Genomic DNA, 12,213 nt, shown 5'->3' on the forward strand with positions numbered 1-12,213 from the left:
AACAAATCAAAATATATAAAAATTATTTACTTTTTAACAAGAAAAACCGCCTCAGTTGTGAGACGGCTTCTTTTTTAAATTTATGGAGTAGTCATCTGTTCAATGACAAAAGTTTCCGTATCTGTTGTATGAGCTGAAAAATACCCCAAAGCTCCGTTGTTTATATTGCTTGGTGGATTGGCAGGAGTAGCTGTTCCGCCATTGCCGCCTGAAATCTGAAGCAAAGAACTGTAATAGGTGAATATATTGTTATCAATACATTGCATTTCTACATGAATTTTATCTCCCACTACCACTTCATGATCTCTGCCTTTATTATCATCATTAGGAAGAATCAGAGGCTGTTGATTGGGTAATCCGTTATTCACATTATCTGAAAAAGTATTCATGTACTTTTTAGTAAGATCATTGATGGTAAAACTAAAAAGGTAACGGTTTCCTAATGGTAATGGATCTGTAAATAATGGTAAGAGGGTATACGTGGTTTTATCTCCAAATTTGAAAGAACTCTGCTGTAATCCGTCAAAATAAACTACTTCAGGCATTCTGCTCTGAGCCGTATATTGTTTTCCTTCGGCCTGAACTTTTAAAGTATAAGTTCTGCCAGGCTCTCCGGTGAACGTAGTCGTTTGATAGATTCCGTTTCCTACATAATGAAGGGTTTCTGTTTGTCCCATATCGTCACTTAAAATAACCTCAGCGCCAGTGACCGCCGGATATTGATTAGGTGATGAAAAACTTACTGACTTTGTGATTTTTACGGTATAAGGTCCTGATTGATTGGTTACATTTCCTTCAATAACAATATTTCCGCTTTGATCATTCAGATCCAGGTCGATCTCTTTTTCACAAGAGGTTAATGCAAAGAGAGATACTATGATATAAAATATATTTTTCATGATTTAGAATTTGAAATTATAAGTGATGTTGGGTACCCAACGGAATAAAGAGGTCTGTATCGCACGGGTTGTTCCGGGACGGTCAGGATTGTCTTCAAAGTTGATGGTGTAGGCGTTTTCTCTACCATATAGGTTGTAAATACCAAATGTCCATGAACCACGGAATCGTTTATTGGTACTTGGTTCATAAGTTGCACTCAGATCCATTCTGTGATAGGCCGGCATTCTGTCTGCATTTCTGTTGCTGTATTGGAATATGGTTTGTCCGTTGAGTTCATATTTTCCGGTAGGGAAGGTAACAGCATTTCCTGTGCTATAGACGAACAGCCCTGAAAAACTCCATTTCGGATTAAGCTGATAGGTGGCAACGATAGAAAGGTCATGGGTTTTATCCATTCTGGCGTTGTACCATTCGTTATTGTTGATTCCGTCAATCTTTCTTTCTGTTTTGGAAAGGGTATAGGAAATCCATCCTGTCAGTTTTCCGCTTTTCTTTTTGGCAATAAGTTCCAATCCGTAAGCTCTTCCTTTTCCGAATAGCAATTCACTTTCTACATCTGCTCCTGTATCAAAACCAATTTGAGCCCCGTTTTTGAAGTCGATTTGGTTTTTCATGTCTTTGTAGTAAATCTCAGCGTTCAATTCATAATTATTGTTATTGAAATTTCTGCTGTAACCAAGGCTGATCTGATCTGCAATTTCCGGTTTTACCGTATAGCTGCTTCCTATCCACTGGTCGGTAGGGTTTCCACTGTTGCTGTTGCTCAGAAGGTGAAGATTCTGGGTATTTCTGGAATAACCTCCTTTTACACTGCTGACTTCGTTAATACGGTAGTTAGCACTAATACGTGGCTCAATATTCGTATAGGTTTTCCCGAATTTTCCTTTTTCTAAGAATTTACTGTCGGTTAACACACCATTCTCATAGGTATTGAATGTGTCTCCTCCCAGTACACTAAACATGGAGAGCCTTGCCCCATAATTAATCGTTAGCTTTTCCGTTGCTTTATAATCATCATTGATATAAACAGCATTCTCCCATGAATATCTCGGATTTCTCGTAAAGCTGCTCACAGTAGTCCCTGAAGCACTGCTCGGAGTAAGAGTATGATAAATAGACTGAAGACCGAAGCGTACAGAATGTTTGTTTCCTGCAAACCAGGTAAAGTCCTGCTTAAGATTCCAGTCACGGATTTTTGAATTTAAATCAAATACGGTATCATCATTTTTCAGACTGATTTTATAATCATAATTACTGTAAATGAATGACGTATTGGAGAATAGTTTACTGCTGATAATGCTGTTCCATCTCAAGGTTGCCGTAGTATTTCCCCAGTCTGTATTGAAAGTATCTCCCAATCCCAGAACATCTCTTCCAAAATATCCGGACAGGTAAATACGGTTGTTTTCATTGATCTGATAGTTGGCTTTAAGGTTCAGATCATAGAAATATAATTTGTTGTCTTTATAATCTTTATTGGTTTTAAGGAACAAATCGGCATACGTTCTTCTTCCTGAAACAATGAATGAAGATTTTTCCTTCTGAATAGGGCCTTCCACACTTAATCTGCTGCTGATAAGACCAATTCCTCCATTGATATTATAGTCTTTATTGTTTCCGTCTTTCATTTTAACATCTAATACAGAAGAAAGGCGACCTCCGTATTGTGCGGGGCTGTTTCCTTTAATGATGCTGGCATCTTTCAGAGCATCACTGTTGAATGTACTGAAAAAACCAAGAAGGTGAGAAGCATTATAAACCGGAGCTTCATCCAGTAATATCAGGTTCTGGTCGGTAGCACCACCACGTACACTGAACCCGCTGCTTCCTTCACCACTGCTTTTAATACCTGGTAAAAGCTGTATGGTTTTCATCACATCCTTTTCTCCGAACAGAACAGGAAGCTTTTCTATATTTTTAATGCTTAATGTTTCTGCTCCCATTTGAGCCGAAGTCAGATTTTTATCCTTTTTAATGCCGGTTATCACCACCTCATCAATTGCTTTTGCTACAGCTTCTGCAGGAACTAGGGGAAGGTCAACTTTTATATTCTGATCTACTTTGATCTGCTGTTCAAAATCCTGATATCCCGGGTAGGAAATAATCAGGGTGTAATTTCCCTCAGGTAAGGAAAGTGAGTAAAATCCATACTCATTGGCAACAACATTGATAGCAGGATCTTCACTTACTTTTACAGATACTCCGATGAGCAATTCACCGTTTTTTTTGTCTTTCACGGTTCCACTTACGGAATACGTTTGCTGGGCGATTGCCAGGGTACTGAAACAGAGCGCAGCGGTGGCTGCGGTGATTTTTAAAAAGGATGTTTGCATTAGTTTATTTTAAAGTAGTAGATCTCTTGTATAGGAATTAATGTTTAATTGATGTATGATTAGTTAGATGAATAGGGGATTTGTTACACGTAACAATTTAATTATGAAATAAATCCGGTGAAAAAACAGTTTTCCGGAAATAGTAAAAAGCAAGGATAAAATAAGATGTTTACACAAACAATAATATTATGCATTGTATATTGATTTATTGTTGTTTTTCTGTTGATTTTGTTGAAAAACAAATTATTAACGGGTGTTATCTAGTTTTTATTATTGCCCGGTATAAAAAATAGACAAATGAGCTTTTAAAAGTCTGTATGATGTTATCTTTTTCTGAGTTGGCTTGGCAGGATATTGAATTTTCTTTTAAACGCTGAGGAAAAATGTCTCGGATTTTTATAGCCGATATGATCAGAAATTTCACTGATATTAAGATCACTGTCGAGAAGCATTCTTTTGGCTTGTTCCATTTTGAGATCGTTCCAGTATCCGAAAACGGTAGTGCCGAAGAGCTCTTTGAAGCCTTTCTTTAAAGTAAATTCATTAGTCCCCACCAGATGCGCAAGATCATTTAGAGAGCTGTCTGCATTCAGGTTCTTTACAATATAATCTCTCACAGCGTACATTTTTTCTATATCTTTTTTCTGAAGAGAAGAAGGTAAGGATTCACTGTCAAGAAACTGTTCAAGCTGTAACAGCAGAAGTTCATTTACTTTAGCTTCAAGATAAATTCGTTTGAATATCCCTTTTCTGTTACAATGAATGATATCGTTCAGAATCTGATACATTTCATGGGTAATGCGGTTATGCTCAGTCTGAATGAGGGATGAATTTTTCTTGTCAATCGAACTTCTGAATATTTCAAACAATCCTGAATCTTCTGGCAGAAATTTTTTAAAAAACTCAGGAGCAAGATTGATTTCGAATATATACATTTCCGGGCCTTCAAATTCCATTCTGCCTTCCATATGATGGGCATAAATAATGTTGTGCTGATAGCTGTCAAACACTACTGTTTTCTGGAAGTTACCCGAAACTGCTTTGCTTTTTCCTTTCAGAGTAAAATGCATTTCTACTGAATCAAAATCACTTTCAAGATATATTTCAAGCAGTTTATTCAATACAACATTCCCAAAACTGATGTGGACATGGGTGAAGCTTATTTCGTGATAAAAACCATTTCCATAAGGAGGAATGAGCTGGGTAATGCATTCCTGGATGTCTCCATCATGTAAGAAATAAGAGGAAGGATAATTTCGCTCCATAAGCATGTTCCCAAGGTTTTCATCATATAGCCGTACTGTCATTTCCTTTTCTTTGGTTAGAATTTCCTTTTTACGGACTTTTTATTCCGTTTTACAGACCCTTTCTGTTGAATGTTTAGACTAAGTTTGCACAAAGATAATGATTATTTAGAATGATTCTTAATAATTAAAATTTGCTTTTAAATAAGAGAAAGAAATAATGAAATGATGTACATCTTATATAAAATTAATTGTTGAAAAATTATGAAATATTCAGGTAAAATAAACTGGTCTTTTGCGGCAGCAATAGCAGTGTCAATATGTTGGATTATTGGTGATATTTACGTTGCCGGATTTGATCCGAACCCTTCGGATTATCCGTTGTTTTCAAAGACTTATGCCGATCAGGTAGATGTAGAATTTGCAACTTTGATGCTGGAAGGTTCCACTCCAAGGTTGATGTTTGGTGCTTTGATTGGTGCTCTTACAGGACCTTTACTGCTTCCCGTCACGTGGCTGGTGTATCAGTTTTTTAAAGACACTCAAAAATGGTATGCCGTATTTGTGTATTGGATCTTACTGGCAGGAGCTGTTTTATCACCTTTAGGACATGCCGGATTCTTCTATGTGGGAGAGATTTATAAAGCAGTTTATCATACAGATTCTGCTTCTCATCCTTATCTTCTGGAAACAGGAAGAGGCTTTATGAAAATGCTGAATATCGCCTGGGGAACTGCTATTGGTGTACTGGCTGTAGGATGGATTTCCTTTGCTGTTTGTATTCTTTTCAATAAAACCCTGCTGCCGAGATGGATGGCTTTGCTGACACCATTTGCGCTTACTTTGTTTATTATTCCTATAAAAAATCTTTTACCTCTTCCTTTTTCAGGATGGGTAGGTGGAGCGATATTCAATATTGCGTATCTGACATTTTTCAGTTCTCTGCTTTTTCTTTTCAGAAAGAAACTGTTGAATAAAATATAGTTTTAAAGAATCTTACCATGATGATAACTTGAAATAAAACACAGAGAAAGGCCTTTGAATCTTAGTATTTGAAGGCTTTTTTATTTTAAAAACAGTCCTTCTTTTCTTTTGATCAAAATATTAATCCTATATTGGCTGGGAATTAAGCGGGAGAATATGGAAAATCTGAAAATCTGGGTAAGAAAAAATGGCTCTACTGTAGTCCTTATAATATTGTTTATTATCATTTTGGTAAATAAAGATGCGAAGGCATGGCTGATGAGACAGGTGGCTTCCACAGGAATTCTCAATGCCAGTATATCAGAACCAAAAGAAACGAAAAATAGTTCAGTTAAATTTTCCTATGCCGGATTTATGCTGAAAAATGAAGATGGAAAGATTACAGATATTTCTGCCTTACAGAATAAAGTGGTCTTCATTAACTTTTGGGCCTCCTGGTGTCCTCCGTGTCGTGCAGAGTTTCCGTCTGTTCAGAAACTATATGATCGATACAAAGACAATCCGGATATGGTATTTCTTACGGTAAACCTGGATGATAATATTGCTCTTGGAAAATCTTACTTAAAGGAAAACGGCTTTACAGTTCCTTTTCTGGTACCGGCCGGAAATATTCCTGATGTATTGTATAGTGGTTCACTGCCAACGACTGTTGTATTAGATAAAAAAGGAGAGATCCGTCTGCATCATAAAGGGCTGGCAGACTACAGTAAAGATTCATTTTACAAACAGATTGATGAGCTTTTGAAACAAAATCCCTAGCTATTTAAATCGTATTTTTATATCATAAGAAATAGAATATGGTACAACAGCTAAGAACCCACATTGAAAAAATAGTTCCTCTTAATGATGATGAATTTGAATTCATATCGTCCTGTTTTACCTATAAAAAATATAAGAAGTATCAGTTTTTAGTACAGGAAGGAGAAGCTGTTCCTTACAACTATTTTGTATTGAAAGGTTTGTTAAAGTTGGTTTATACAGACGAAACCGGAAAAGAACATATTGTAGGATTTGCGATGGAAGACTGGTGGGAAACCGATTTTCCGGCTTATTACCAGCAAACTGCAGCTACTATGTCTTTGGAATGCATTGAAGAGACAGAAGTATTATGCATTAAGCTTGATGATTATAAAAAACTATGTGCACAGCTTCCGAAACTGGAACATTTCTTCCTTGAAAAAGCCTATATGGGTTTTATTACCGCTCAACAACGTACCGTTTCCATGATGACAACCGGAATAAAAGAACGCTATAATCAGCTTTTGAAAAAATATCCTTCGTTGGTTCAGCGGGTTCCAAAATCTCTTCTGGCAGCTTATTTAGGAGTTTCGAGGGAGACACTGAGCCGATTGCCACTATAAAATGTGATGATGATCACAGGATAATCGTGAGCCGGATCACATAGATTTGAAGCATCTGTTCTGCAATTTTGCATAGTAATTCTAAATTCAATGCAATGGAAAAAAGAACAGTTAATCCATGGAAATGGCAGGATGAGAGAAGTTATTCTCAGGCTGTAGAAGTAAAAAATGTTGAAAGTACTTTATACTGCTCAGGGCAGGCAGCTATTGATCCCGATGGAACATCCAGTGATAAGGATATGAAATCACAACTGGAACAGGCTATTGCCAATCTGGAAGAGGTAATCCGTTCAGCAGGATATGAATGCAATGGTATTGTAAGATTAAATATCTACACAACTTCTACTGAAGAACTCTGGCCTCATTTTCCTATTCTTCAGGAGTGGATTGCCAGACATCAGATTCAGCAGGCTGTAACCATGCTTGAGGTGAATGGTTTGTTTGAAACTTTAAAGGTGGAACTTGAAGCTACAGTCGTAAAATAAATGAGAAATAAGCCTTAAAAAAATAAACCTTCAAAATATAATTTGGAGGTTTTTTCTTACATTTATCCTATACCAATTACGATATCCAAAGATCTTATGAATATTCAACTTTTTTCAAAAAATGCTTTAGTAGGAGGAGCTACGCAGGGAATCGGTGCCGGAATTGCCACTGAATTGGCAAAATGCGGAGCCAATGTTACCGTTATGTCCCGCAATGAAACAAAACTTAAAGATTTCGTTGCTGCACTACCTGTCATCAATGCTGATCAGAAACATAGCTATCTTGTAGCAGACTTTTCAGACTTTGAAAGTTATAGAAAAATTATTGCAGGATATTTTAGTAATCATTCAGTAGATATTCTGGTGAATAATACCAATGGTCCGGAACCGGGGTTGGCAGTGGATAAAAATACCGATGACTATCAGAAAGCATTTGACCTTCTCTTTAAAACTGTTTGCGAAACAACATTACTGGCTCTACCGCATATGATTCAACAGAAAAAAGGGCGTATCATTAATGTTTCCTCTTTATCAGTAAAAGAACCGATTGGAAATCTGGCCTTGTCCAATTCTATCCGTTCTGCAGTGATTGCTTGGGCAAAAACCCTTTCTAATGAGATTGCACAGCATAATATCACGGTAAATAATGTGTTAACAGGGTATTTCGATACTGAAAGAATTCAAAAACTGGTGGCTCATGAGGCTCAGCAAACTGGTTCAAAAGAAGAAGAAATAAAAAAGGCGAGGGAAAATAAGATTCCTATGAAAAGATTCGGACAGCCTGAGGAATATGGACATCTGGTGGCGTTTCTGGCTTCGGAATATTCAAATTATCTTACCGGAACAAGTATTCCTTTGGATGGAGGATTGAATAATACGTATTAAAACTTTACCATTTAGGAAACATAAATTCTTTTAAACCGCAAAAGCCACAAAAGTTTTTGAATTTGTTTCTAAGCTTTCTATTTTGAGTGTTAAAGTACACGTAAGTTGTTTGAAATCTTTGATTTACTTCTTCTTATATGAACTTTTTGCAGCATTGTTTTTAAATTTATTAAACTACACTAAGACTTTTGTGGCTTTTGTGGTTTGAGAATAAAATAAGGTAAATGTAATAAACCCTTTTCCCCAGTTGTCATATACATATTGGAAAATATGATATGAAAAACTGGTCTTTTAAAAAATGGAACACCGTACTGGGATGGTTCCTTTTCGCTGTTGCGCTTATTACTTATCTTTCAACGATAGAACATTCCCTGAGTTTTTGGGACTGCGGAGAATATATCTCTTCAGCTGTGAAACTGGAGGTAACCCATGCTCCGGGAGCGGCTTTATTCCAGATTATGGGAGCAGTAGCAAGTATTTTTGCATTGGGGAATGCGGAACATTATTCTATTGTCATCAATGCAATGTCAGCATTATTCAGTGCATTTACAATCCTGCTTCTGTTCTGGACGATTACCCATTTTTTAAGGAGACTTTTACATAAAGATGTTGAAAAAATTACAAAGCATCAGGAAATCTCAATCCTGTTTGCCGGAATGATTGGAGCTTTATGTTTTACATTTTCAGATACATTCTGGTTTTCAGCAGTAGAAGGAGAGGTGTATTCCATGGCTTCCATGTTTATTGCTTTGCTGGTTTGGCTTATCACCAAATGGGAAAATGAATATAAAACAGCAGACAGCGAGAGATGGATCATTCTTATTTTCTTTATCATAGGACTTTCTGTAGGGGTTCATATGATGTGTATGCTGGCTATTCCGGCCATATGCCTGGTGTATTATTCCAGAAATTATACTTTTTCGTGGAAGAATTTTATAATGGCCAATTTGGTTACACTGGGAATTCTTGCCTTTGTATTCAAGATGATTTTCCCTTTGATAATGACTCTGTTTGGAAAGCTTGAAATTTTCTTTGTGAACGGACTGGGACTTCCTTTCCATTCAGGGACCATTGTGGCGTTTGTTCTCATGACGATCATAAGTTATCTTCTGATTAAATATGCCCGAAAAACAAAAAGAAAACTATACCAGACTGTCGTTTTATCTCTGGTCTATATGATCATCGGATTTTCATGCTGGCTGGTAATTCCGATAAGAGCGAATGCCAATCCTCCGATGAATCTTAATGATCCTGATACTGCTATCGGGATGAGAGATTATTATAACAGAGAACAATACGGTGACTGGCCTACCATTTACGGACAGAATTACACTGCATTTCTTGATAAAAACGGAATGAAAAAAGATGAAGACGGAAGCTATAAAAGAGACATCACCGGAGATATTTACGAAAAAGATGAAAAAACCGGAACCTACAGAAAAACAGGGGAGAGATTCAACTATGTGTTTAACAAATCCCATATAAGCTTCATGCCAAGAATGTTCAATCAGGATAATGAAGTGATGGCAAACTATATTTCTTTATATGGAGCTCCTGACTTTACTTTTAACTATGATAATGAAGACGTTGCAGACAATCCGGAAGCGAAAAGGATTTTTGAAGAATTGAGAGCAAAATATGAAGGAGATTCTATCACGGCAGAAGATTATCTGAAAGTGAAGCCTTATGATCTTATTAAAGTGCAACGTCCATCCTTCGCTCAGAATATGGATTATTTTATATCATTTCAGAATGGATACTACTTTGTAAGATATCTGATGTGGAATTTTGTAGGAAGACAGAATGATCTTCAGGGTCACATGGAAAATACGAACGGTAACTGGATCTCAGGATTTTCTTTTATTGATAATGCTTTACTTGGGAATCAGGATCATATGCCTGCAAAGTTTAAAAATGAAAGTACCGTAAAGTTTTTCTTTTTGCCGCTGATTTTAGGATTGATTGGCTTCTTTTTCCAGCTCAACAGAGACTTTGGAAGGTTTTATGCGATGCTTTCATTGTTTGTTCTGACAAGTATGGGAATTGTTTTCTATACCGGAGTAAAACCATTTGAAGTAAGGGAAAGAGATTATGCCATGGTAGGTTCATTTTATGCCTTTGCCATTTGGATTGGTCTGGGAGCGGGATTCCTACTTTGGCTGATTCAGTCTAAGGTTAAATCCAATGCTGCCAACATTATTCTTGGGCTTATTTTACTAGGAATTCCTTTGATGATGGGCTTTCAGAATTACACTTCGCATGACAGAAGCAAGAAAACAGCAGCCCGTGATTATGCCTATTCATTTTTAAGGTCGTTGCCAAAAGATGATATTATTTTCATTTATGGTGATAATGATACCTTTCCGGTATGGGCGATTCAGGAAACGGAAAGATTCAGGGATGATGTGAAAACGGTGAACTTTACCCTTTTAGCCACTCCATGGAATATTGATCAGGTGAAAAGAAAAACTTACAATGCGAAGGGGATTCCGGGTGAATTAACGCATGAAGAATATAGAGATGGGGTAAATGATCAGGTATATCTGATGAAAAAAGAAAACTGGGAAGAACTTTTCCAAATGCTGAAAGAACAGGGTGCTCCGGACACTGCTTTCCAGGAATTCAGAAAATATCTGACCCAGGATTCTCTGACATTGAAAGATGCTATGAAATTTCTGAAATTACAGTCATCCGAAAAAGATGAATTGCTGAAAATGTACTTCGGAGAAAAACAATATGAAAAATACAATATTCTTCCGGTGAGCAAATTTATTCTTCCGGTAAATAAAGAAAATGCAGTGAAATCGGGGATCATTACTCAGGCAGATCTTCCACAAGCTGTAGACCAGATTATGATTAATTATGAAGCCAATACGCTTTATAAAAGTAATCTGATGATGCTGGATATGCTGGCTAATTTCGATTGGAAACGTCCGATTAATTTCTCTTCAGGCGGGATGTATGACAGTGAAAATATTTTTTATCTGGATGAATATCTTCAGTTTGATGGTTTCAGCTACAGACTGGTTCCTATTCATACTCCGCAGAGTCCGGATGGAGACAAAGGAAGGGTAGATGCGAATTCTCTTTATCAGGTGGTGAAAAACTTCAGATGGGGAAATTTTAAAGATTTAAGTATTTATTATGATGAAACGGCTACGTCAAATATTTTGGGCTACAGAATGTCCGTGAGCAGAGCTGTATCTGCACTGGTTGTCAATGGGCAGAAAGCTAAAGCATTAGAATTACTGGATCTTGCTGCAAAAGAAATTCCTGTGGAGAAATACAATGATCCACGTTCATTAAGTGCGATGGTTACCGGATATATTGTTGCAGGAAAGGAGCAAAAAGGTCTTCAGCTGGCTGAAACACTCAAAAAGGGAATATTTGAAGAATATGATTATTACCAGAACCTTTCTCCTTCATTTAAAGCAGCAGCCAAAAGACAGATGAGGTCTAAACCGATGGAATATGCACTTGTTGTTGCAGCCGTTACAGATGCCTACAAGACTTTGGGGCAGAAAGAAAAAGCGCATGCGTATCTTTTAAAATCGATGGAACCTATTGATAAGAAATTCAGTGTTTTTATCAAAGGACTTCAACAGATGGGCAAAGAAAAAGCAGGGAAGGAAGCTGAAAATGTACGCCAGATTACTCCTTTTTATCAGTATTTATTCAATGTCATGGAGCCTTTTGATTCCACATATTCCAGGAAAAAAGAAATTGAAATTACAAATTCAATGATGAAAGTGACACAGTAAAACATATAAAAAAGCCTTTAAATTCAATATTTAAAGGCTTTTTTAATATAAATCAGGATGAGTTAATAGAATCTCATTTTATAAACGCAAAGAATTAAATGCTTGATTTTATATATTGAGGCAAAGAGGTTTGATCAATTTCATTGATCGTTTTTAAGCGAATGTATTACCATAATGTTTCATCTGCGACAAAGTCGCTCTTCTTCGCTTCCTTAAATAAACATAATGATAATATTCCTTTGCGTTAAAAATTAAATTCA

The 12,213-nt window shown here is 36.6% G+C and carries 9 protein-coding genes; 6 read left to right on the plus strand and 3 right to left on the minus strand.

Annotation, left to right across the window (positions count from 1 at the left end):
• Positions 1-80 precede the first annotated feature (80 nt).
• From NK356_RS18790 to NK356_RS18800, 3 genes are all read right to left on the minus strand, one after another.
• Positions 81-899 carry a DUF4249 domain-containing protein gene (locus tag NK356_RS18790; protein ID WP_253317715.1) on the minus strand — a complete coding sequence of 273 codons (819 nt, stop codon included), beginning with the start codon at positions 897-899 and terminating at the stop codon, positions 81-83.
• Between the two features lie 3 nt (positions 900-902).
• Positions 903-3,233: a TonB-dependent receptor gene (locus NK356_RS18795; protein WP_253317716.1), complete on the minus strand. Its 2,331-nt coding sequence runs from the start codon at positions 3,231-3,233 to the stop codon at positions 903-905.
• A 323-nt stretch (positions 3,234-3,556) separates the two neighbouring features.
• The gene (locus NK356_RS18800) at positions 3,557-4,540 is read right to left on the minus strand and encodes an AraC family transcriptional regulator (RefSeq protein WP_253317717.1); all 984 of its coding nucleotides are present in this window, start codon (positions 4,538-4,540) and stop codon (positions 3,557-3,559) included.
• A 201-nt stretch (positions 4,541-4,741) separates the two neighbouring features.
• On the opposite strand from NK356_RS18800, the gene NK356_RS18805 reads away from it, so the two are divergent.
• The 6 genes from NK356_RS18805 (at position 4,742) to NK356_RS18830 (ending at position 11,953) form a co-directional block, all read left to right on the plus strand.
• A complete protein-coding gene (locus NK356_RS18805) occupies positions 4,742-5,461 on the plus strand; it encodes a DUF6796 family protein (RefSeq protein WP_253317718.1) in 720 nt (239 codons plus the stop codon).
• 156 nt (positions 5,462-5,617) lie between these two features.
• A complete protein-coding gene (locus NK356_RS18810) occupies positions 5,618-6,220 on the plus strand; it encodes a TlpA disulfide reductase family protein (RefSeq protein ID WP_253317719.1) in 603 nt (200 codons plus the stop codon).
• A gap of 38 nt (positions 6,221-6,258) precedes the next feature.
• Positions 6,259-6,822, plus strand: coding sequence for a Crp/Fnr family transcriptional regulator (locus tag NK356_RS18815; RefSeq protein WP_034698797.1), 564 nt, complete (start codon positions 6,259-6,261; stop codon positions 6,820-6,822).
• 95 nt (positions 6,823-6,917) lie between these two features.
• Complete coding sequence (locus NK356_RS18820) at positions 6,918-7,307, plus strand: RidA family protein (RefSeq protein ID WP_034698794.1); 390 nt, start codon at positions 6,918-6,920, stop codon at positions 7,305-7,307.
• 96 nt (positions 7,308-7,403) lie between these two features.
• Positions 7,404-8,192 (plus strand): SDR family oxidoreductase, encoded by a 789-nt coding sequence (locus tag NK356_RS18825; RefSeq protein WP_034698790.1) that lies wholly within the window; start codon positions 7,404-7,406, stop codon positions 8,190-8,192.
• A gap of 275 nt (positions 8,193-8,467) precedes the next feature.
• Positions 8,468-11,953 (plus strand): DUF2723 domain-containing protein, encoded by a 3,486-nt coding sequence (locus NK356_RS18830; protein ID WP_253317720.1) that lies wholly within the window; start codon positions 8,468-8,470, stop codon positions 11,951-11,953.
• Positions 11,954-12,213 lie beyond the last annotated feature (260 nt).

It is taken from the genome of Chryseobacterium sp. S0630 (assembly GCF_024158915.1).
GTDB lineage: Bacteria > Bacteroidota > Bacteroidia > Flavobacteriales > Weeksellaceae > Chryseobacterium.